22 protein-coding genes and 2 tRNA genes are annotated in these 20,437 nt (G+C 60.2%); 11 read left to right on the top strand and 13 right to left on the bottom strand.

Annotated features, from left to right (window positions below):
• Together AAIH70_RS20125 and AAIH70_RS20120 are read right to left on the bottom strand one after the other, a co-directional pair.
• Positions 1-69 (bottom strand) — tRNA-Gly (locus AAIH70_RS20125).
• 255 nt (positions 70-324) lie between these two features.
• Positions 325-399, bottom strand: a tRNA-Gly gene (locus AAIH70_RS20120).
• Positions 400-647: 248 nt separating this feature from the next.
• Here AAIH70_RS20120 and AAIH70_RS20115 point away from each other — a divergent pair.
• The 4 genes from AAIH70_RS20115 to AAIH70_RS20100 all read left to right on the top strand — a co-directional run bounded on the left by AAIH70_RS20115 (position 648) and on the right by AAIH70_RS20100 (position 3,242).
• Positions 648-1,172, top strand: a complete 525-nt coding sequence (locus AAIH70_RS20115; protein ID WP_132277417.1) for a prolyl-tRNA synthetase associated domain-containing protein — start codon at positions 648-650, stop codon at positions 1,170-1,172.
• Positions 1,173-1,230: 58 nt separating this feature from the next.
• Entirely contained in the window at positions 1,231-2,259 is a 1,029-nt protein-coding gene (trxA, locus tag AAIH70_RS20110) for a thioredoxin (RefSeq protein WP_132277415.1), read from the top strand.
• Between the two features lie 111 nt (positions 2,260-2,370).
• Entirely contained in the window at positions 2,371-3,045 is a 675-nt protein-coding gene (locus AAIH70_RS20105; RefSeq protein WP_132277413.1) for an LON peptidase substrate-binding domain-containing protein, read from the top strand.
• Positions 3,046-3,053: 8 nt separating this feature from the next.
• Positions 3,054-3,242: a Trm112 family protein gene (locus AAIH70_RS20100; protein ID WP_132277411.1), complete on the top strand. Its 189-nt coding sequence runs from the start codon at positions 3,054-3,056 to the stop codon at positions 3,240-3,242.
• A 10-nt stretch (positions 3,243-3,252) separates the two neighbouring features.
• Here AAIH70_RS20100 and AAIH70_RS20095 read toward each other — a convergent pair whose 3' ends face one another.
• Complete coding sequence (locus tag AAIH70_RS20095) at positions 3,253-4,467, bottom strand: ubiquinone biosynthesis hydroxylase (protein WP_430035225.1); 1,215 nt, start codon at positions 4,465-4,467, stop codon at positions 3,253-3,255.
• An 80-nt stretch (positions 4,468-4,547) separates the two neighbouring features.
• On the opposite strand from AAIH70_RS20095, the gene tesB reads away from it, so the two are divergent.
• From tesB to AAIH70_RS20065, 6 genes are all read left to right on the top strand, one after another.
• Positions 4,548-5,435 carry an acyl-CoA thioesterase II gene (tesB, locus tag AAIH70_RS20090; protein WP_245519256.1) on the top strand — a complete coding sequence of 296 codons (888 nt, stop codon included), beginning with the start codon at positions 4,548-4,550 and terminating at the stop codon, positions 5,433-5,435.
• A 213-nt stretch (positions 5,436-5,648) separates the two neighbouring features.
• Positions 5,649-5,999 carry a P-II family nitrogen regulator gene (locus AAIH70_RS20085; RefSeq protein ID WP_165932080.1) on the top strand — a complete coding sequence of 117 codons (351 nt, stop codon included), beginning with the start codon at positions 5,649-5,651 and terminating at the stop codon, positions 5,997-5,999.
• Positions 6,000-6,027: 28 nt separating this feature from the next.
• Positions 6,028-7,380, top strand: a complete 1,353-nt coding sequence (locus AAIH70_RS20080) for an ammonium transporter (protein WP_132277405.1) — start codon at positions 6,028-6,030, stop codon at positions 7,378-7,380.
• Positions 7,381-7,610: 230 nt separating this feature from the next.
• Entirely contained in the window at positions 7,611-10,253 is a 2,643-nt protein-coding gene (locus AAIH70_RS20075; RefSeq protein WP_132277403.1) for an FtsK/SpoIIIE family DNA translocase, read from the top strand.
• Between the two features lie 73 nt (positions 10,254-10,326).
• Positions 10,327-10,971, top strand: coding sequence for an outer membrane lipoprotein carrier protein LolA (locus tag AAIH70_RS20070; RefSeq protein ID WP_132277401.1), 645 nt, complete (start codon positions 10,327-10,329; stop codon positions 10,969-10,971).
• A 111-nt stretch (positions 10,972-11,082) separates the two neighbouring features.
• Positions 11,083-11,883 (top strand): exodeoxyribonuclease III, encoded by an 801-nt coding sequence (locus tag AAIH70_RS20065; protein ID WP_132277399.1) that lies wholly within the window; start codon positions 11,083-11,085, stop codon positions 11,881-11,883.
• A 249-nt stretch (positions 11,884-12,132) separates the two neighbouring features.
• On the opposite strand, the gene AAIH70_RS20060 is transcribed toward AAIH70_RS20065, so the two are convergent.
• Entirely contained in the window at positions 12,133-12,588 is a 456-nt protein-coding gene (locus tag AAIH70_RS20060) for a cyclic nucleotide-binding domain-containing protein (RefSeq protein ID WP_132277397.1), read from the bottom strand.
• A gap of 14 nt (positions 12,589-12,602) precedes the next feature.
• Positions 12,603-13,286, bottom strand: coding sequence for a response regulator transcription factor (locus AAIH70_RS20055; RefSeq protein ID WP_132277395.1), 684 nt, complete (start codon positions 13,284-13,286; stop codon positions 12,603-12,605).
• Between the two features lie 140 nt (positions 13,287-13,426).
• Here AAIH70_RS20055 and AAIH70_RS20050 point away from each other — a divergent pair, with 140 nt between their 5' ends.
• Positions 13,427-13,972 carry a L,D-transpeptidase family protein gene (locus AAIH70_RS20050; RefSeq protein WP_132277393.1) on the top strand — a complete coding sequence of 182 codons (546 nt, stop codon included), beginning with the start codon at positions 13,427-13,429 and terminating at the stop codon, positions 13,970-13,972.
• Here the strand turns inward: AAIH70_RS20050 and AAIH70_RS20045 are convergent, their stop codons facing one another.
• The 8 genes from AAIH70_RS20045 to AAIH70_RS20010 form a co-directional block, all read right to left on the bottom strand.
• A complete protein-coding gene (locus AAIH70_RS20045; RefSeq protein WP_132277391.1) occupies positions 13,973-14,803 on the bottom strand; it encodes a DMT family transporter in 831 nt (276 codons plus the stop codon).
• A gap of 120 nt (positions 14,804-14,923) precedes the next feature.
• The gene (gene leuC / locus AAIH70_RS20040) at positions 14,924-16,330 is read right to left on the bottom strand and encodes a 3-isopropylmalate dehydratase large subunit (RefSeq protein WP_132277389.1); all 1,407 of its coding nucleotides are present in this window, start codon (positions 16,328-16,330) and stop codon (positions 14,924-14,926) included.
• A gap of 289 nt (positions 16,331-16,619) precedes the next feature.
• Positions 16,620-17,327 carry a BA14K family protein gene (locus AAIH70_RS20035; RefSeq protein WP_165932079.1) on the bottom strand — a complete coding sequence of 236 codons (708 nt, stop codon included), beginning with the start codon at positions 17,325-17,327 and terminating at the stop codon, positions 16,620-16,622.
• A 159-nt stretch (positions 17,328-17,486) separates the two neighbouring features.
• Positions 17,487-18,029, bottom strand: coding sequence for a 50S ribosomal protein L19 (gene rplS, locus AAIH70_RS20030; protein ID WP_132277383.1), 543 nt, complete (start codon positions 18,027-18,029; stop codon positions 17,487-17,489).
• 258 nt (positions 18,030-18,287) lie between these two features.
• Complete coding sequence (gene trmD, locus AAIH70_RS20025; protein WP_132277381.1) at positions 18,288-18,962, bottom strand: tRNA (guanosine(37)-N1)-methyltransferase TrmD; 675 nt, start codon at positions 18,960-18,962, stop codon at positions 18,288-18,290.
• 3 nt (positions 18,963-18,965) lie between these two features.
• Positions 18,966-19,529, bottom strand: a complete 564-nt coding sequence (rimM, locus tag AAIH70_RS20020; protein WP_132277379.1) for a ribosome maturation factor RimM — start codon at positions 19,527-19,529, stop codon at positions 18,966-18,968.
• Positions 19,530-19,679: 150 nt separating this feature from the next.
• Positions 19,680-20,060: a 30S ribosomal protein S16 gene (rpsP, locus tag AAIH70_RS20015; protein ID WP_132277377.1), complete on the bottom strand. Its 381-nt coding sequence runs from the start codon at positions 20,058-20,060 to the stop codon at positions 19,680-19,682.
• Between the two features lie 51 nt (positions 20,061-20,111).
• Positions 20,112-20,429 (bottom strand): chorismate mutase, encoded by a 318-nt coding sequence (locus AAIH70_RS20010; RefSeq protein ID WP_132277375.1) that lies wholly within the window; start codon positions 20,427-20,429, stop codon positions 20,112-20,114.
• Positions 20,430-20,437: the final 8 nt, after the last annotated feature.

Below are 20,437 nucleotides of genomic sequence, written 5' to 3'. Positions count from 1 at the left end.
GGGTGAAGCGATTCGAACGCTCGACCCTAACCTTGGCAAGGTTATGCTCTACCCCTGAGCTACACCCGCTCATAATCCACCGGTCCGGGGTAGTTATGCTGAACCGTGGGCCACATCGCTGCGACGAGGCGGTGTATCGCTCAAACCATTTTCAAATGCAACACCTTTGTGACGAGGCTGGAGCATTTTTCTGATGGTGTTTGTGGAAAAAGCCGGTGCGCCATTCGTGGCCGCATGCCGATTACGCCAGCGCGAAAACAGTCATGTCGAAAGCGATCACGCTGAGCGTGTGCTATCGTGTCTCAATTCGGCTTGAAGAGAAAATGGAGCGGGTGAAGCGATTCGAACGCTCGACCCTAACCTTGGCAAGGTTATGCTCTACCCCTGAGCTACACCCGCTCATAATCCATCGGTTCGGGGTAGTTATGCTGAACCGTGGGCCGCATCGCTGCGACGAGGCGGTGTATCGCTCAAACCATTTTCAAATGCAACAGGGAAATTGTCTGCACGCGAAGAAAATGGTGAGGCGGTTGATAAAAAGCTCAATGCTCGAGCGAGCAGGCGGGTCCGATCATGTCGCTTGCAGACCTTGTTGCCACCGGATGCGCTGTCTAATGTCGCGAAAACATTCAATGGAACAGCACGACATGACCGAGACTGAACAGCCCGTGACACTGCCCGCCACCGCCGCCGATCTTTTTGAATTTCTGGATGGCCTCGGCATCCCGCATGCGACCAAAACCCATGCGCCGGTCTTCACCGTTGCCGAGTCGGAAAGCCTGCGCGACGAAATTCCCGGCGCTCACACCAAGAACCTGTTCGTGAAGGACAAGAAGGACCAGTATTTTGTCGTGACCGTGGAGGAGCGGGCCGAGGTGGACCTGAAGACCATTCACAAGGTCATCGGTGCTTCCAGTCGCGTCTCTTTTGGCCGCCCGGAAAAGATGATCGAGTTTCTAGGGGTCATTCCCGGCTCGGTGACGGTGTTTGCCGCCTTCAACGACAAGGACAACAACGTCACCTTCGTGCTGGACGAGGCGCTGATGGCATCCGAGATCATCAACGGCCACCCGCTTTCGAACGACGCGACGACCTCGGTTTCGACGACTGATCTGATCCGCTTCTTCAAGGCCACGGGGCATGAGCCGCTTGTCTTGAAAGTAACGGGCTGACATACGATCTTTTCAGCCTACATATAGAAGACATTCAAAGACCTTCGGGGAGACCATCATGAGCGACACGAACAATCCTTATGGCGGCAGCCAGTATGGCGGCTCCTATGGCCAGTCTTACGGCGGCCAGGGCGGGGCTTCGGTCTCCTATGGCGGCGCTCCTGCCGCACCGGCACCTGTTGCCGCAGCTTCTGCGCCTGCACCGGCCGGCGATGTCATCGTCGATACGACGACGGCCGGTTTCACCAGGGATGTTCTGGAGGAATCGCGTCTCCGCCCGGTTCTCGTGGATTTCTGGGCGCCCTGGTGCGGGCCGTGCAAGCAGTTGACGCCAGTCATCGAAAAGGTCGTCAACGAGGCGGGCGGCGCGGTGCGTCTGGTCAAGCTCAATATCGATGATCACCCGTCCATTCCCGGCCAGCTCGGCATTCAGTCCATCCCGGCCGTCATCGCCTTTGTCGATGGTCGCCCGGTCGATGGTTTCATGGGTGCGGTGCCGGAAAGCCAGGTGCGTGAATTCGTCGAAAAGCTGGCCGGCCCTCCCGGCGCCGATCAGGCGGCCGAAATCGAGGCTGTGCTGACAGAAGCCGAAGGCCTGCTGGTCGCCGGTCAGGTTCAGGATGCTGCCCAGCTTTACAGTGCCGTGCTTCAGGCCGATCCGGAAAATGCAAAGGCCGCTGCCGGCATGATGCAGTGCCTGATCGCACTTGGCGAAACCGCGCGTGCCGGCCAGATGCTGGCCTCGCTGCCGGAAGAAATGAGCGCCGATCCTGCCATTCAGGCAGTAAAAACCAAGCTGGAGCAGATCGAGGAAGCCCGCAAGCTCGGTGATCCCGTGGCGCTTGAGCAGGCGCTTGCCGCCAATCCGGACGATCACGAAGCGCGCATGAACCTTGCAAAAATCCTCAACGTGCAGGGCGATCGTGAAGCGGCCGCCGAGCACCTTCTGACGATCATGCGCAAGGATCGTACATTCGATGAGGATGGCGCGCGCCGCCAGCTTCTGCAGTTTTTCGAAGTCTGGGGTCCAAAAGATCCGGCGACGATTTCGGCGCGCCGACGTCTGTCGTCCATTCTGTTTTCCTGATCAAATCTTGCACTTGCGTTTCGGCATGACCGCCCCACATTACTCGTGAGGCGGTCAGCCGGCATGAAACAGAGCCGCGGGAGAGACCGCCGGAACTTCCGGAGGTTAGGCATGCATGTTGGCAACGCGCGATATCTGAAACTCGAGGACCTGCCCGAAAAAGTCCCCGTTTTCCCTTTGACCGGCGCGCTTCTTCTGCCCGGCGGCCAGTTGCCTCTCAATATTTTCGAGCCGCGTTATCTCGCCATGTTCGATGCCGCCATTTCCGGCAACCGGTTGATCGGTATCGTGCAGCCCGCCATGGGCGAACATGAGGGCGAAGAGGGAGTACGCTCCGCGCTCAGCCATATCGGCTGTATCGGGCGCATCACCTCCTTCGGCGAAACGGGCGACGGCCGTTACATCACCTCTCTCAGCGGCATCTGCCGCTTTCGCCTGATCGAGGAAGTTGGCGACGGGCACCCGTTCCGCAGCTTCAAGATTTCGCCATTCCTTTCGGACCTGACCGACGAGGATGAGGCATCCGTCGATCGCGATGCCCTGCTGCGGGTGTTTCGCGCCTATCTCGATGCCAACAAGCTGGAAGCGGACTGGGAAAGTGTGGAGCGCGCCGGAAATCGCACGCTGGTCAATTCCCTGTCGATGATGTCCCCTTTCGGTCCGGCCGAAAAACAGGCATTGCTGGAAGCCCCGGACCTGAAATCCCGCGCCGACACGTTGATCGCGATCACCGAGATCCTGCTGGCGCGCGGTTTTGGCGAGGCTGATACGACAAGGCTGCAATAGGCGAGACGATGGACGAGAGACTGAGCAAGGTTGATCCAAGGCTGCTGGAACTGCTGGTTTGCCCGCTATCCAAGGGGCGGCTGGTGTTTCAGCGCGATACCAATGAACTCGTGTCGGAAGGGCCGCGGCTCGCCTATCCGATCCGCGACGGTATTCCGATCATGCTTGTCTCCGAAGCCCGCAAGCTCGAAGGCTGAGTTTTGTCGGTTAGATCGCCTGACCGGACAGCAGGCGTGGCCCGCCTTTTTCCGAGGTGCCAGCAGCTTCCCCGATGAAATAGGATTTCACACCCGGCAGGCGCTCGACGATGCCCATTCCCAGATCGCGCGCGATACGGATCGGGCCGACATCGTTGGAAAACAGCCGGTTCAGAACATCAGTGGTGACGCCCATTCTGAATGTGTCGAAGCGGCGCCAGGACTGGTAACGTTCCAGCACGTTGAGCGAGCCGATATCCAGACCGAGCCTGTCGGCCTCGACCACGGTCTCCGCCAGCGCTGCCACATCCTTGAAGCCCAGATTGAGGCCCTGGCCGGAAATCGGGTGGATGCCATGGGCAGCATCGCCCGCCAATGCAAACCGTTGGGCGACGAAGGATCGTGACAGGGTAAGGCCGAGCGGAAATGCCTTGCGTCCGCCCAGAACGCGCAATTCTCCCAGTTTGTGGCCAAAGCGACGCTGCAATTCTTCCTCGAACACCAGATCGTCCGATGCGACCAGCCGGTCGGCATCGGCGGTGCGCTCGGTCCAGACCAGCGACGAACGGTTGCCGGTGAGCGGCAGGATGGCGAACGGGCCGGACGGCAAAAAGTGTTCTTCGGCCACGCCTTCGTGCGAACGTTCATGTTCGACGGTGGCGACAATGCCCGACTGGTCGTATTTCCAGCTCACCGTCTTGATGCCGGCCATATCGCGCAGCTTTGAGCGTACGCCGTCGCAGGCAACCAGAAGGCGGGTCTCGACCGTCGAGCCATCCGAGAGTGAGAGGGTGGTCGCCGTGTTGCCGGTCACGAAACCGGTGCCGGAAACGCCGTGGCGGATGCTGATGCCGAGGCGTGCGCAGGCATTGCGCAGCGCCCGCACCATCGAGACGTTGGGAATCATGTGGGCAAATGGCCGGCCTTCCTCGACGTCTCCATCGAAGGTGAGGAAAACGGGACGAACCGGATCGGAGGTGCGCGAATCGGTGACGATCATGCGGTTTATCGGCTGCGCATCCGGCAAGATTTCCTGCCAGGCGCCAAACACGTCGAGCATGCGGCTAGCGGCGGCAATCACCGCAGAAGCGCGCTCATCCTTTTCCCACACGCCTTCCGGCGCTGCCTCGATCACCTCGACCGCCAGATGCGGCGCTGCCTGCTTGACGGCCACCGCGGCGCTGAGGCCCACATAGCCGCCTCCGACGATCAGCATGTCCAGCATATCAGGCTCCGTTTTCTATTCTGCTTCTTCGTCTATATAGAGCATGCCTCTTCGGCTTCCTATCACCGGGACTGATCAAAATGCCGCATAACGACGATTCCGCACGCTCCGCCATGGATGGCCTGCTCGCCACGCTCGATCTCGAAAAGCTCGAGGAAAACCTGTTTCGTGGCAAAAGCCCGAAGGTTGGCTGGCAGCGCGTTTTTGGCGGGCAGGTGATCGCGCAGGCACTGGTTGCCGCCCAGCGCACCGTCGATGCGGATCGTTTCACCCATTCGCTGCATGCCTATTTTCTGCGCCCCGGCGATCCGGCCGTGCCGATCGTCTACCAGGTGGAGCGCATGCGTGACGGCTCCAGTTTCACCACCCGCAGTGTCGTCGCCGTCCAGCATGGCCGGCCAATCTTCACGATGACGGCGTCCTTCCAGGTGGATGAGCCCGGTTTCGACCATCAGATCGACATGCCGAACGTGCCGCCGCCGGAACAGTTGCTGGGTGAGGAGGATTTCCAGAAGCAGGTCCTGTCGCATGCGCCCGAGGCGATCCAGAAATATTGGGGCCAGAAGCGACCGGTCGAATTCCGTCCCGTCTCTCTGCGCCACTACATGACGCGCGAAAAACTCGAGCCCGAGCAGCAGATCTGGGTGCGCACGACTGGGCCGGTGCCGATGGATCGTGGCGTGCAGGCCGCTGTGCTGGCCTATCTGTCCGATATGACGCTGCTCGATACCTCGCTCTACGCGCATGGCTCGACGATCTTCGATCCGAATATCCAGGCGGCAAGCATCGACCACGCCATGTGGTTTCATCGCCCGGTCGATTTCGCCGACTGGCTTCTCTACACGCAGGACAGCCCGAACGCCCGAAATGCCCGCGGAATGACCCGTGGCAGCCTTTTTACGCGTTCCGGCGTGCTGATTGCGTCCGTCGCGCAGGAAGGTCTGATTCGCAAACGGGCAAATGACTAAATAATAGTCATTTTTTGAAAAGCGCCGTTAATTTGGGCGCTTTTGTGGCAATCAGTTGCCGCAAGTTTAACGCGCTGATCTTTAATCTTTACATTTCAATAACTTATTTCTCGTTTCGAATCTGGCACGCGCCTTGAATGGTGAGTGGCAGTCGATGCGCCTGATCAGCCGTCGATCAGGGAACATCGGCCGTTGGCGCCGAGATAACAAAGGATGGGAAACCACATGAAAATCGTGATGGCCATTATCAAGCCGTTCAAGCTCGATGAGGTGCGCGAAGCTCTCACGGCAGTCGGTATCCAGGGCCTGACCGTAACCGAGGTCAAGGGTTACGGGCGCCAGAAGGGACATACCGAAATCTATCGTGGCACCGAATACGCCGTCAGCTTCCTGCCGAAGTTGAAAATCGAAATCGCCGTCGCAGCCGATGTGGTTGAAAAGGCCGTAGAAGCCATCGCGTCGTCCGCAAAGACGGGCCAGATCGGCGATGGCAAGATTTTTGTCTACTCGATCGAACAGGCCGTGCGCATCCGTACCGGCGAAACCAACACAGAAGCGCTTTAAGCAGGGCGGTCAGGGGAGTTTTCCAGCTATGTCGTTTACAAAAATTTCCAACCTTGGACGCGTTGGGGCCGCAGCAACTGCGCTTTTCGCTCCGGCCGTCGCGTTTGCGCAGGAAGCAGCACCTGCTGCCGCTGCCGCAGCACCGATTCCGGACAAGGCCGATACCGCCTTCATGTTCATCTGCACGCTTCTCGTGCTGTTCATGCTGATGCCGGGCATTGCGCTGTTCTACGGCGGTCTCGTCCGCGCCAAGAACATGCTGTCCGTCCTGATGCAGTGCACGGTCGCTGGTGCGGCCATCATGCTGATCTGGGTCACCTACGGTTACTCGTTCGCCTTCGGTGGCAGCACGTCTGCCTTCTGGGGCGGCACGGCCAAGATGTTCCTCTCCGGCGTCGGCGTCGATTCGACGGCCGCAACCTTCTCTGACGGCGTCGTCATTCCGGAATTCATCTTCGTGATGTTCCAGATGACCTTCGCAGCACTGACGCCTGCACTGATCATCGGCGCCTTTGCCGAACGCATCAAGTTCTCGGCTTCGATCCTGTTCTGCATCCTGTGGGTCACCTTCGTCTACTTCCCGATCGCTCACATGGTCTGGGACGCAAACGGCCTGATCTTCGGCTGGGGCGCACTTGACTTCGCTGGCGGCACGGTCGTTCACATCAATGCGGGTCTCGCTGGCCTCATCGGTGCGATCATGGTCGGCAAGCGTACCGGCTACGGCAAGGACATGATGGCTCCGCATTCGATGACGCTGACGCTCGTCGGCGCCGCCATGCTGTGGGTCGGCTGGTTCGGCTTCAACGCCGGTTCCAACCTCGAAGCCTCCGGCGGCGCGATGCTCGCAACCGTCAACACCTTCGTTGCCACCGCTGCTGCCATCATCTCGTGGTGCATCGTCGAAACGTTTACCCGCGGCAAGGCTTCGCTGCTCGGTGCCGTTTCGGGCATGATCGCCGGCCTCGTTGCCATCACGCCTGCTGCCGGCATTGCCGGCCCGATGGGCGCCATCGTCATGGGCCTGATCGTTTCGCCGCTGTGCTACTTCTTCGTTGCCGTCATCAAGAACAAGTTCGGCTACGACGACACGGCTGACGTGTTCGGCGTCCACGGCATTGGCGGCCTCTTCGGCGCGCTTGCCACCGGCATCTTCGCTTCTGCGTCGCTCGGCGGCATCGGTTATGCCGAAGGCGTCACCATGGGCGGCCAGTTCATGACGCAGGTCTATGCCGTTCTCGTCACCATCGCATGGTGCGGTATCGGCTCCTTCATCATCTACAAGATCGTCGACATCATCGTCGGCCTGCGCGTCACGGTCGAAGCCGAACGCGAAGGTCTCGACCTTGCCTCGCACGGCGAAGCTGCCTACCACGATTGATGACTTTTGCGCGGCGGGCCTGCCCGCCGCGTGATGTTCTCAACCTCCAAACGTTTCAAAGGCCCGGCGCGATCCCGCTCCGGGCCTTTTTGCCGGGGTAAATTTTGCCCTTACAGGCGTGGTTAAAGTTGCGTTAACCTGCTTTCGTTAGCTTGCTCTCATCTGGGCGCATTGCGTGTCGGGCCGCCGGACCGACCGCCATGCCCAAAACTGGTTACAGGCTGGTGATAATGAGCAGAAGCAATTCGGCAGCCATGGCGCATAGATCGACGCGCCTCGTGCTTACCGCTTTCGTCATGCGTCAGGTTCTGGCGCTTCTCGGTTTCGGGATCTTTCTCGGGCTCGCGCTGGCCATTGCCGCGCTGGCGACGTGGAACGTCGCCGATCCGAGTTTCTCCTATGCCACAGACAACCAGCCGAGCAATCTTCTCGGGTCCGCGGGTGCGGCCTTTGCCGACTTGATGATGCAGTTTTTAGGCTTGTCCAGCGTGCTGGCGCTGCTGCCAATCCTGGCCTGGGCCATGGCGCTGATCACCGGCCGGCATATCGATCGTCTGCCTGCCCGTATTGCCGCCTGGTTCGGCGCGGCTCTTGCGGGTGCCGCCACTCTCGGCTGCTTTCCGGCGCCGCTCACCTGGCCGATCCCCAACGGTATCGGCGGGGTTCTGGGCGACATGATCCTGCGTTTTCCGGCGCTTTTCGTCGGCGCTTATCCGACCGGCATGCTCGCCACCATTCTCGGCTGCATCTTTGCGCTGCCGACGGCCTGGCTGATGCTGTTTTCTTCCGGCGTCATCGGCCATCGCGATGTGGTCGAGGTCGATGAGGACGACGTTCCTGCACCGCCGCGCCGCAATGCTGCGCAGGATGACGACGAAGACGATGAGGGCGGTTTTGCCGGCTTCCTGGCCTTCGGCGCTCTCGCGCATTACTGGTATATGGGGCAGGCGCAGTTCCGCCGTCTGTTTGGCATCAAGTCGCGCAGTCGCATGGGCGGCCAGCATGAGCAGCCTTATGATTTCAACGATGACGAATTCGGCGGCCTGAACGAGCCGGTGCGCGCCAAGGCGGTGAATCGTGGCGAGCGCCGTGAGCCCTCCATGGATGGCGGCGAGTTTGCCAATCGCACCATGGCGCGCCGCGCCATCTCCGCGCCGGCATCGTCTCACGATGACGACGAGGATGACGACGACATCGGTATGCGCCGTCCGGCCGGCATCCTGCCGGATGATGATGAATTTGTTTCCGGTACCCGCGGCCGCGGCAACAGTTCGCGTGTCACGCCGGCAGCGGCCGCGCCGAAGCCGAGCGCCCGTGTCGGCCGCGAAGCACAGTCCTCGTTCATCGATCCCGAAGGTTTCCAGCTCCCCTCCGTCCATCTGCTGACGGAGCCGAAAGCCGTTGCCCGCGATGCATCGCTGTCGGCCGATGCGCTGGAGCAGAATGCCCGCATGCTGGAAGGCGTGCTGGAAGATTTTGGTGTCAAGGGTGAGATCATCCATGTTCGCCCAGGTCCCGTCGTCACGCTTTACGAACTGGAGCCGGCCCCCGGCATCAAGTCGTCGCGCGTCATCGGCCTTGCCGACGATATCGCCCGCTCAATGAGTGCGATCGCCGCCCGTGTTGCCGTCGTGCCCGGCCGCAATGCGATCGGCATCGAGCTGCCCAATTCCACCCGCGAAACCGTCTATCTGCGAGAAATGATCGGCAGCCGCGATTTCGAAGGCAGCAAGGCCAAGCTCGCCATGGCGCTCGGCAAGACGATCGGCGGCGAACCGGTCATCGCCGATCTCGCCAAGATGCCGCATCTTCTCGTCGCCGGTACCACCGGTTCGGGTAAATCGGTCGCCATCAACACCATGATCCTGTCCCTGCTTTACCGGCACAGCCCGGAAAAGTGCCGCCTGATCATGATCGATCCAAAGATGCTGGAATTGTCGATCTATGATGGCATCCCGCATCTGCTGTCGCCTGTCGTCACCGATCCGAAAAAGGCCGTTGTCGCGCTCAAATGGACCGTCCGCGAGATGGAAGAGCGCTACAAGAAGATGTCGAAGATCGGCGTGCGCAATATCGACGGCTTCAACACCCGCGTCGAACAGGCGCTGGCCAAGGGCGAAGTGCTGACCCGCACCGTGCAGACCGGCTTCGACCGCCAGACCGGCGAGGCGATGTACGAGACGGAAGAGTTCGATCTCAAGCCGCTGCCTTATATCGTCGTCGTCATCGATGAAATGGCCGACCTGATGATGGTCGCCGGCAAGGATATCGAAGGCGCGGTGCAGCGACTGGCGCAGATGGCGCGTGCCGCCGGCATCCATGTCATCATGGCCACCCAGCGCCCGTCTGTCGATGTCATCACCGGTACGATCAAGGCCAACTTCCCGACCCGTATTTCCTTCCAGGTTACCTCGAAGATCGACAGCCGCACGATCCTTGGCGAACAGGGTGCAGAACAGCTGCTTGGCATGGGCGACATGCTTTACATGGCCGGTGGTGGTCGCATCCAGCGTGTCCATGGTCCGTTCGTGTCGGATAACGAAGTCGAGGAAATCGTCTCCTACTTGAAAAGCCAGGGCTCGCCCCAATATCTCGAAGCAATTACGGCAGACGACGAGGATGACGACGAAGGCGGCCCGGCGGGCACATCCAATCTTTCCGATTCGGATGACCCTTACGATCAGGCGGTGGCAATCGTGCTGCGTGACGGAAAGGCCTCAACATCCTACATCCAGCGTCGTCTGGGGATCGGTTATAACCGCGCTGCGTCGCTGATCGAGCGGATGGAGCAGGAAGGGCTGATCGGCCCGGCAAACCATGCCGGCAAACGCGAGATACTGGTGCCGACGGAGAACGATATTCTCGATCGGTAACCGCGCTGTGAAGAGGCGCGGCCACGAAGCCGCCGCCTTTGACAGTAAGGAAGAGACTGAAGGAGAATATTGAATGACAGTTAAGACCATGCCGCAGATTTTGACACCCTCCCTCAGCCGCCGCGGTTTCGTCACCGGCGTCACGGCCATGGCGCTTGGCAGTCTCACAGGCGTTCCGGCTTTCGCGCAGGGCAATGCGTCCGCGCAGAAGATCGCCGATCACTTTTCCTCCGTCAAAACCATGATGGGCGAATTCGTGCAGTTCGGCCCGCGCGGCGAACAGACCGGCGGAAAATTCTTCATCGAACGTCCCGGAAAACTGCGTTTCAATTTCGAGGATCCGTCGCCGATCCGCGTCATTGCCGACGGCAAGAATGTCGTCATCGGCAATCTGAAGCTGAAGACCTGGGATATCTATCCGCTCTCCAAGACGCCGCTCAGCCTGCTTCTGTCCGAAAAGATCGACCTGCAGAACCAGACAGTACGTGATGTCAAGGAAGAGTCGGACCTGATCACCATCGTGCTCGGCAACAAGAGCATCTTTGGCGATTCGACGATCACCATGATGTTCGATCCGAAAACCTATGACCTGCGTCAGTGGACCATTACCGACCTTCAGAACAAGGAGACGTCGGTGATGATCTATAACGTCCAGAACGGCACGCAGTTCGACAACAAGGTCTTTCAGATCGATTACGACGCGGTCCGCCGCCGATAAGCTGTTTACAGCATGATGAGATTGCGGAAGGTCGCCGAAAAGGCGGCCTTTCTGCTTTTCAGGAGATTGGAAATTGCCTAGACCCTTGGCCATCAGCAGGGGATCGCTCGCATGTCATTTTCCGTCACCACCTGGAACATCAATTCCGTGCGGCTGCGCATGCCGATCGTCGAGCAGTTCATCGTCCGTCACCAGCCGGATATCCTCTGCCTGCAGGAGATCAAGTGCCAGGAGCCGGAATTCCCGCTCGCGCCCCTGAAGGCGCTCGGTTACGAGCACATAATCATCCACGGACAGAAGGGTTATCACGGCGTGGCAATCGCCTCGCGCATTCCCCTGTCGGAAGATCATCGCCAGAACTACTGTAATGTCGGTGATGCCCGCCACATTTCGGCGATCTTCGAGCGCGGTTCGCGCCGCATCCGCCTGCACAATTTCTACGTTCCCGCCGGTGGCGACGAGCCGGATCGCACCATCAATCCGAAATTCGGCCACAAGCTCGATTTTCTCGAAGAGATGAAGGCGCTGAAGGCGGATATGCCGGGTGTGTCATCCATCCTTGTCGGCGACCTCAATATCGCGCCGCTGGAACACGATGTCTGGTCGCACAAGCAGCTTTTGAAGATCGTCAGTCATACGCCGGTGGAAACCGACGGCATGAAGGAGGTCATAGCCAAGGGCGGCTGGCTGGACCTGATGCGTCAGTACACGCCGGAACCGGAAAAGATCTATACGTGGTGGAGCTACCGCGCCAAGGACTGGGAAGCCGCCAACAAGGGCCGTCGTCTCGACCATATCTGGTCGTCGCCGGAGCTCGGGCCGTTCCTGGACAGAATAGAAGTGCTGAAGGAAGCCCGCGGCTGGAACCAGCCGTCGGACCATGTGCCGGTGACCGCGACGTTCAAGTTCTGAGTGGGGGAAAGTAAGGCCAGGCTGCTTGGGTTTGGATCCTCGGGTCAAGCCCGAGGATGACGACGGTAGGGAGGCGTGAGGGGGCCTCAATCAATGCTGCGGCGAGCCGATAAGTCCCGAGCGGTTGAAAATTCTGAGATCGTTTCCGTGTGAGGAAATGGGTGCTTGTGGCATCCTCGCTCCTTCAGTTTGGCCATCCTCGGGCTTGACCCGAGGATCCACCCCCCAAACCCGCTGAGCCAACCGTCCTTACTGGAACCGGCTTTCCATCGCCGCTGCCGCCTGCGCCATGCGCACCAGATTGTCGCGGATGCGGGCCTGCAAGATCTGCGCCGCGCGCGGATATTCCTCTAGCAGGCGGTGAAACAGGGTGCGCGTCACTTTCAGCACGTCGCTGTCCTGCAGCGCCACAGCCGTGTATTTGCGCTCCACCATCGTCACCAGCGCCAGTTCGGAGAGTAGCGCTCCGGCGCCCACTTCCTTTTCCACCTGCTGGTGCCCATCACGGCCAAGCGTCGACAGTTGAAAACGGCCGCTGGCGATCACGAAGGCGCATTCGGCGGGGGAGTGTTCGCGAAACAGGGCCTGGCCTTCGCCGATGGTGCGGCGTTCGGCGCCGAAGGCGATCAGCCGCAGCTGGTCGCCATCCATGTCGGAAAACAACGGCACCTGCGAGAGCAGGCGGATATCGTCGGCAAGTGCCATTGTTGTTCCAGTCCTTACGGTACGATCTTGTAACCGCCGTTTTCCGTCACGAGGATTTCCGCGTTGGACGGGTCGCGCTCGATCTTTTGGCGCAGGCGGTAGACATGGGTTTCCAGCGTGTGCGTGGTGACGCCGGAATTATAACCCCAGACCTCTTCCAGCAACACGTCTCTGGTAACCACCTTCTGCCCGGCGCGGTAGAGATAACGGATGATCGCCGCTTCTTTTTCAGTCAGGCGGATTTTTTTGCCGTCGTCGGTGGTCAGCAGCTTCTGGCTCGGCTTGAACACGTAAGGCCCGACGGTGAATGTCGCGTCCTCGCTCTGTTCGAACTGGCGCAACTGGCCGCGGATACGCGCCAGAAGAACCGCAAAGCGGAATGGCTTGGTCACATAGTCGTTGGCGCCGGCTTCGAGGCCGAGAATGGTGTCGCTGTCGGTGTCATGACCGGTAAGCATGATGATCGGCGCCTTGAAACCGCTCTTGCGCAGGAGCTTCACGGCCTCGCGGCCATCCATGTCCGGCAGGCCGACATCCATGATCAGCAGGTCGATCTGGGAAGCCTTGGCCGCCTGCATCGCCTTGGTGGCGTTGCTTTCCTGCAGAATGTTGAATTCTTCATAGAAGGAAAGCTGCTCGACCAGCGTCTCGCGAAGATCGTTGTCGTCATCGACCAGAAGGATGGTGCGTGCTGCCATGTAGAACTTGCCTCTTTGTTGTCGCGTGCCGTCACGGTTGTGAAAGCGCACGCGGCCGACTGTTTCGGGCACTTGATGTAAGTGCTAGCTTGCTATGAATTCAAATAAAATCATGAGCAAAGCAAAAACTTGTGAGGAAAATGCGAGCAAAAGCCGAAAAGACAAGGCGTGGACCTGTCATTGTGGTCCGTCCGGCGCCCGGAAAACGGTCGCGGGCGCTCGTTCAGCTTGGCCCGGTCACCGTTCCGGCGGCGATCGGTCGATCCGGGCGCACCGGTTTCAAGCGCGAGGGGGATGGTGCCACGCCGATCGCTGCCATGCCCGTCCTTCACGGTTTTGTCCGCGGCGATCGTGTTCGCGCGCTGCCGACCGCACTCCCCATGCGCCGCATCCGCCCCGATATGCTGTGGTGCGACCAGCCGGAGCACCCGAGCTATAATCGTCTGGTGAAGGCGCCGTTCAAGCCCAGCCATGAGGAGATGACGCGGGAGGACGGGCTTTACGATGTGTGCCTCGTGCTCGACTGGAACATCTCTTCGCGCAAGCGGCATCGCGGCTCGGCCATCTTCTTTCATCTCATCCGCCCCGGCTACCAGCCGACGGCAGGATGCGTCGCGGTCAAGCTCAGGGACATGCAGCGTGTGCTGCGCTTCATCCGCAAGGGCACGGTCGTGAAAGTGCTCTGATCAGCGGCCGATCAGGATTGCACCGGCCGCTACGACCACGCAGGCAAAGATGCGTTTCGGCGTGAGCGCCTCGCCTAAAAAGATCCGGCCGATCAGAACGGCAAACACCACGCTCGTTTCGCGGATCGCCGTCACCGGTCCTGCCGGGCCGAGTGAATAGGCGGCGATCACGGCGGCATAGGCGATCAGCGCAAACACACCGCCACCCAGCGCCTTTTGCGCCTCACGCGATGTGAAGTCGATCCTCAGCCGGCCGCGCATGACGGTATAGACCGCCACCATCATCAGCCCGTAGACCAGCAGGACCCAGGCGGAATAGGTCATTGTCTCATCGACATGGCGAATGCCGGTGGAATCGATGAGTGCATAGGTGGAAATCAGCGCACCGGTCAAAAGCGCCAGCCCCAGTGATGTGGCGGACACGCCCGAGCGACCCAGCACGAGGCTCATGATGCCAAGGGTGATCAGCGCCACGCCCGTGATCTGCGGTGTCTCGAGGTGAACGCCGAGGAACAGGATGCCGATCAGCGTTACCAGCAATGGCACGGTGCCGCGAATGATCGGATAGACCTGACCGAGATCGCCATAACGGTAGGCGACCACCAGAAAGAAGCTGTAGGCCGTCTGCAGGGCCGAGGAGACGAAGATGAAGGCCAGCGCCGTTGGGGAGGGAAGCGGATAGATCAGGATCAGCGGCACGGCAATGACCGTGCCGGATATGCTCATCACCGTCACCGACCACATGCGGTCGGCACCCGAACGCAGAAAGGCGTTCCAGCTGGCGTGGAGAATGGCCGCAAACAGCGCCAGGCCGATCATTGTCAGGTTCACGGGGGAGGGCGCCTTGTGACGGAGCTGAAGAGTATCAGGACGCCAGCATAAAAGTCGCGGCTTGTCTGTCAATGAACAGCATCAGGAAGAAAGGGCCGGATTGATCCGGCCCCATCAAAATCATTTCCACTCGCGGATATCGACAAAATGCCCGGCAACTGCCGCCGCCGCCGCCATGGCGGGCGAGACGAGATGCGTGCGGCCCTTGTAGCCCTGACGACCCTCGAAATTGCGGTTCGAAGTTGAAGCGCAACGTTCATACGGGTTGAGGCGGTCGTCGTTCATGGCAAGGCACATGGAGCAGCCCGGCTCACGCCATTCGAAACCGGCTTCCTTGAAGATCACGTCGAGGCCCTCGGCTTCCGCCTGTTCCTTGACGAGACCGGAGCCCGGCACGATCATGGCATTGACCGTGGGTGCTACCTTCTTGCCCTCGACGACGATTGCCGCCGCACGCAGATCCTCGATACGGCCGTTGGTGCAGGAACCGATGAAGACGCGGTCGACGGTGATGTCGGTCATCTTCTGGCCGGGCTTCAGGCCCATATATTCCAGCGCCCGCCATTTCGAGGTGCGCTTGTTCTCTTCCGCGATATCGTCCGGGTTCGGAACAGTGCCCTGAACCGAGATGACATCTTCCGGCGAAGAACCCCAGGAGACGATCGGCGGCAGATTGGCGCCGTCGAGCACGATCACCTTGTCGTAATGGGCGCCTTCGTCGCTGTGCAGCGTCTTCCAGTAGTCGATCGCCATGTCGAGCGCCGCACCCTTGGGAGCGCGTGGCTTGCCCTTGATGTATTCGAACGTCGTTTCGTCCGGCGCGATCAGGCCGGCGCGGGCGCCGCCTTCGATCGTCATGTTGCAGACCGTCATGCGGCCTTCCATCGACAGCGAACGGATCGCCTCGCCGGCAAACTCGACCACGTGGCCGGTGCCGCCTGCCGTGCCGATCTCGCCGATGATGGCGAGGATCACGTCCTTGGCGGTGACGCCTTCCGGCAGCTTGCCATCGACACGCACCAGCATGTTCTTGGCCTTTTTCTGCACCAGCGTCTGGGTGGCGAGCACGTGCTCTACCTCGGACGTGCCGATGCCGTGCGCCAGCGCACCAAAAGCGCCGTGCGTGGACGTGTGGCTGTCACCACAGACGATGGTCATGCCCGGCAGGGTAAAGCCCTGTTCGGGGCCGACAATGTGCACGATGCCCTGACGGACATCCTTTTCGGAATAATATTCGACGCCGAAATCGGCGGCATTCTGCGCGAGCGCCTCCACCTGGATGCGGCTTTCCTCGTTCTTGATGCCGAGATGGCGGTCGCTGGTGGTCGGCACGTTGTGATCGACGACGGCGAGTGTGCGTTCCGGGGCGCGCACCTTGCGGCCGGCCAGACGCAGGCCTTCAAAAGCCTGCGGCGACGTCACTTCGTGAACGAGGTGACGGTCGATATAGAGAAGACAGGTTCCGTTTTCTTCCGAAACAACGTGGTCGTCCCAGATCTTGTCATAGAGGGTACGCGGTGCGCTCATGGCTGACATCCATTGCAAATGGTCATGTTTTGAAGAAGGGAATGCGGGCGGTCAAAATACCGCCGTGCCGGGCATGTCGGCCCGGTCAGCTAAGTCGGCTGCAAAGCGCCCCGGATACGCGCGCAAAGAAACGTGCCGGCAGACGCTTATGGTCCTGCAGCACAAAAACTTCCTTCGCGAGACATCCGAATTTCGATCCCATGACGGCGTATATAGCAGTTCCGTAAAATGTCGGCAATCCGGTGCGTGAAAGGATGATGACAGATGCCTGTTCTGTTGCCGGGTGGTGTCAGTAGCTGCTTTCGCGCGGTACGCATTGGCGACGCGGCCCGCCGTCGAACGGCTGATAGCTGTTGTCCTCGGCACGGTAGGATCGGTATTGCGCAAAACACCAGGATGTGTCGATGCTGCCGGAATCGGCGATCATCTGTGGTTCTTCCGCAGCGACCTGCTCCTCTGGCATGACATCCGCCGGGAGCGTCGCGTCACCCATGTCGTAAGCGGCGGCTACGGGCGTGCCTGTCTCATGCGGTGACTGGCATTGCTGGCGTTCCAGGGCATCGAACGGCTGGTAGCTGTTATCCTCGATCCGATAGGAGCGGTAGCGGGCAAAACACCAGTCGGTATGGGCCGCGCTCAATTCGATGCCGGCATCGGTCTCGTCACCCGGCAGCGATACTTGCGCCAACTGGCTGGTGGCGGGCAGACGCTGCGGCGATACTGCGTTGGCAGCGCTGGCGATCTCCGCACCCAGCGGCGTTTCCTGAGCCGGCACATCGGCACTGGCGACCATCGCCGGTAGACGTTCAAGCGCTTGCGCATTGCGATCGATGGCGACGGGCCTGTCGGTCCAGAGCGGCGCGTCCATATGCGCAAAATGGTGCGGTTTGTAATCGGTCACGACTAAGGATGCCGCGTAGGCCGCACCGATGATACCGGCGACGCCGATCGTCAGGCATGCTGCGAGTTTCATGGGTACGATGACGATCGGTTTCACGGGTTGGCTCCGGCTTTTGCAATCCGGTGTCAGAATGCTCAAGGGCGCCATCGGTTCCGTCGCAATGCCGTCAGCCTGTCGTATTGCCTGAAAAAGCTGTGCCGCAACAAAAAAGGCGACCCGAAGGCCGCCTTTTCAACATTGCCTTGTCGGCAAATCTTATTCTGCAGAAGCTTCTGCTGCCTTTGCTGCGGCTGCTTCTTCAGCGGCCTTGGCTTCAGCGGCTTCCTGAGCTGCCTTTTCGGCGGCCAGTGCCTGTGCTGCTGCTACCTTTTCGGCTTCCAGACGTGCCTTTTCCTCGGCCGCCGCAGCGCGCTCGGCGTCGTTCAGCTTGCGGGCGCGCGTACCGGTGTTTTCAACGATACGAGCCGACTTGCCGCGACGATCGCGCAGGTAGTACAGCTTGGCGCGACGGACCTTACCGCGGCGAACGATTTCGACGCCTTCGACCAGCGGCGAGTAAACCGGGAATACGCGCTCGACGCCTTCACCGTAGGAGATCTTACGAACCGTGAAGCTCTCGTTGATGCCGCCGCCCGAACGAGCGATGCAAACGCCTTCGTAAGCCTGAACACGGGTACGGGTACCTTCCGTCACGCGAACGTTGACGCGAAGGGTGTCGCCGGCTTCAAAAGCAGGGAGCTTGCGCTTGGCTTCGATCTTGGCGGCCTGTTCGGCCTCAAGCTGCTGGATGATGTTCATCGATATAACCTCTAGTTTTTCTGAAACAGCCAGAGCGCTCGATGATCATCCTCTGGTCCAGACTTTTAAGGGTCGTCGCCTCGGGATCAGCCTTTTCGGCAGAGCGGGTTCGCCATTCTTTGCTTATCGGTTACGGGCATTTGCCCATGTCCGAGCGGGCCAATACACCAAAGGGGACCGCTTGTCATCCCACCGGTCGCGTTTTTGTGCCGGAAATGCGGCGTTTGCGGCATGCAAGACACCGGTTGACGCTCGATATCAGTCCAAAAGGTCCGGTCGCCGCTCTTTCGTCAGCTTCAAGGCCTGTTGTTGCCGCCATTTTTCAATAGCCGCATGGTTTCCCGACGTCAGTACGGCGGGAATTTCCTGGCCTTCGAAAACCTGCGGCCGGGTGTAGTGCGGGTGTTCCAGCATGCCGGTCTCGAAGCTTTCATGCGTGCCGGACAGAACATTGCCCATCACACCGGGCAGAATGCGCACCACGGCATCGAGCAATATCAGCGCCGCAGGTTCGCCGCCGGAGAGAATGTAGTCCCCGACCGAAACCTCTTCGAGTGCGCGGCCATCGATCACCCGCTGATCCACGCCCTCGAAACGACCACAGACGATGACGACGCCATCGCCGGCCGCCAGTTCGCGCACGCGCTCCTGCGTCAGCGGTTTGCCACGCGGGCTCATCAGCAGGCGAGGGCGGTTGTCTGCCGCGACGGAATCGATCGCTTTTGCCAGAATGTCGGGCTTCAGCACCATGCCGGCGCCGCCGCCAGCCGGCGTGTCATCGACGGTGCGGTGCTTGTCTTCCGCAAAATCGCGAATCTGCACGGCTTCAACCGACCATTCACCACGCGCGGCGGCCTTACCGGCAAGCGAGGTGCCGAGATGGCCCGGAAACATTTCGGGGTAAAGCGTCAGAACGGTCGCGCGAAAGGTCATGGGTCAGTTGCCGCCGGGAAAGCCATCCTGGCCCTTGCCCTCATTGGGGTCCTCGATCAGGCCTGCCGCCATCGGATCGATCAGAATACGCCCGTTTTCGAGATCGATCTCCAGAACTGCCGCTTCCGAAAACGGAATGAGGGCAGGCCGCAGGCCCGGTCCCTTCAGTTCCAGCAGGTCGCCGGCGCCGAAATCGTGGACGGAGGTCACCTTGCCGTAACTCTTGCCATCGGCATCGACGGCTTCCAGGCCTTCGAGGTCGGCATAATAGAATTCGTCTTCTTCCAGTTCGTCGTCCGGCAGATTTTCGCGGTCGATGAACAGTTCCAGCCCGTTGAGCGCCTCGGCAGCATTGCGGTCGTTGATGCCGCGAAACCGCACGATGACGACAGTCTTGGCTTCGCGCAGGTCGAGGATCTCGAAGACGCGGCCATCGGCACTGTGCAGGTTGCCGTAATCACCAAGTGCCATCGGATCTTCGGTGAATGTGCGTACGCGCACTTCGCCGCGCAGGCCTTGGGCTGCGCCGATCGTGGCCATCAGGATTGGGTTTTCAAGCTTGGCCATACGGGCGTGCCGATCCTCGTTGTCGTTTCCGGTCTTTTACGGCGGCAGGCATTATCGGGCAAGCGCCGTTATCATGCTGCTGAAATACAAACGAAAACGGGTGGCATGTCGCCATGCCACCCGTTCCCAAGACCTTGCGGTCCGAAAAGATTATTCAGCGGAAGCGGAGGCTTCGGCAGCAGCTGCCTTGGCGTCTTCGATCTTCTGGGCCTTTTCAGCAGCGCGTTCGATTGCCTTCTTGCCCGGCTTTGCCTTGACCGGGTTGCTCTTGGCTTCGCGGGTAGCAATGTTGGCGTCGGCCAGGAAGCGCAGAACGCGGTCGGTCGGCTGTGCACCGTTTTCAATCCAATGCTGGATGCGCTCGGCGTTCAGTTCGATGCGGGCAGCGTTGTCCTTAGCCAGCATCGGGTTCCAGGAACCGAGCTTTTCCAGGAAGCGGCCGTCGCGCGGCGAACGGGCGTCAGCCAGAACGATCGTGTAGTAAGGACGCTTCTTGGAGCCACCGCGGGCCAGACGAATCTTCAGGGACATAGTTTTACTCCTAGGTTTGGGCCGCCATCCGGCGGGCCTTGATCTTGTTGGTTATGCAGTCTGTTTCGGACCGCCGTGTTCGGCGGCAATCGCTTCATGATGCCGGATGACTTCCTTGATGACGAAGTTCAAAAACGTCTCGGCGAAATCCGGGTCCAGATGAGCATCCTTTGCCAACTGGCGAAGGCGTTCGATCTGGAATTCTTCACGCGCCGGGTCGGCCGGCGGCAAATCGTATTGGGCCTTCAGGTGGCCCACTTCCTTGGTGCAGCGAAAACGTTCGGCCAGCATATGCACCAGCGCCGCATCGATATTGTCGATCGACTGGCGGTAGCTCAGAAGCTTTGCCTTCACTTCAGTGTCAACCATCTACGCGC

The sequence above is a fragment of the Neorhizobium sp. BT27B genome, from assembly GCF_050455485.1.
Classification (GTDB): Bacteria; Pseudomonadota; Alphaproteobacteria; order Rhizobiales; family Rhizobiaceae; genus Neorhizobium.
This window is presented reverse-complemented; position numbering and strand designations above follow the sequence as displayed.

Coding starts and splice junctions, on each gene's coding strand:
- tesB (WP_245519256.1), top strand. CDS start 4,548: ATGCCGCATAACGACGATTCCGCACGCTCCGCCATGGATGGCCTGCTC.
- AAIH70_RS20055 (WP_132277395.1), bottom strand. CDS start 13,286: ATGGCAGCACGCACCATCCTTCTGGTCGATGACGACAACGATCTTCGC.
- AAIH70_RS20080 (WP_132277405.1), top strand. CDS start 6,028: ATGTCGTTTACAAAAATTTCCAACCTTGGACGCGTTGGGGCCGCAGCA.
- rpsP (WP_132277377.1), bottom strand. CDS start 20,060: ATGTCCCTGAAGATTCGTCTGGCCCGCGGTGGCTCCAAGAAGCGTCCT.
- AAIH70_RS20100 (WP_132277411.1), top strand. CDS start 3,054: ATGGACGAGAGACTGAGCAAGGTTGATCCAAGGCTGCTGGAACTGCTG.
- AAIH70_RS20060 (WP_132277397.1), bottom strand. CDS start 12,588: ATGGCACTTGCCGACGATATCCGCCTGCTCTCGCAGGTGCCGTTGTTT.
- AAIH70_RS20115 (WP_132277417.1), top strand. CDS start 648: ATGACCGAGACTGAACAGCCCGTGACACTGCCCGCCACCGCCGCCGAT.
- trmD (WP_132277381.1), bottom strand. CDS start 18,962: ATGACCTTTCGCGCGACCGTTCTGACGCTTTACCCCGAAATGTTTCCG.
- AAIH70_RS20095 (WP_430035225.1), bottom strand. CDS start 4,467: ATGCTGGACATGCTGATCGTCGGAGGCGGCTATGTGGGCCTCAGCGCC.
- rplS (WP_132277383.1), bottom strand. CDS start 18,029: ATGAACATCATCCAGCAGCTTGAGGCCGAACAGGCCGCCAAGATCGAA.
- AAIH70_RS20050 (WP_132277393.1), top strand. CDS start 13,427: ATGCGAGCAAAAGCCGAAAAGACAAGGCGTGGACCTGTCATTGTGGTC.
- rimM (WP_132277379.1), bottom strand. CDS start 19,529: ATGGCCAAGCTTGAAAACCCAATCCTGATGGCCACGATCGGCGCAGCC.
- AAIH70_RS20085 (WP_165932080.1), top strand. CDS start 5,649: ATGGGAAACCACATGAAAATCGTGATGGCCATTATCAAGCCGTTCAAG.
- AAIH70_RS20105 (WP_132277413.1), top strand. CDS start 2,371: ATGCATGTTGGCAACGCGCGATATCTGAAACTCGAGGACCTGCCCGAA.
- AAIH70_RS20075 (WP_132277403.1), top strand. CDS start 7,611: ATGAGCAGAAGCAATTCGGCAGCCATGGCGCATAGATCGACGCGCCTC.
- leuC (WP_132277389.1), bottom strand. CDS start 16,330: ATGAGCGCACCGCGTACCCTCTATGACAAGATCTGGGACGACCACGTT.
- AAIH70_RS20070 (WP_132277401.1), top strand. CDS start 10,327: ATGACAGTTAAGACCATGCCGCAGATTTTGACACCCTCCCTCAGCCGC.
- trxA (WP_132277415.1), top strand. CDS start 1,231: ATGAGCGACACGAACAATCCTTATGGCGGCAGCCAGTATGGCGGCTCC.
- AAIH70_RS20065 (WP_132277399.1), top strand. CDS start 11,083: ATGTCATTTTCCGTCACCACCTGGAACATCAATTCCGTGCGGCTGCGC.
- AAIH70_RS20010 (WP_132277375.1), bottom strand. CDS start 20,429: ATGGTTGACACTGAAGTGAAGGCAAAGCTTCTGAGCTACCGCCAGTCG.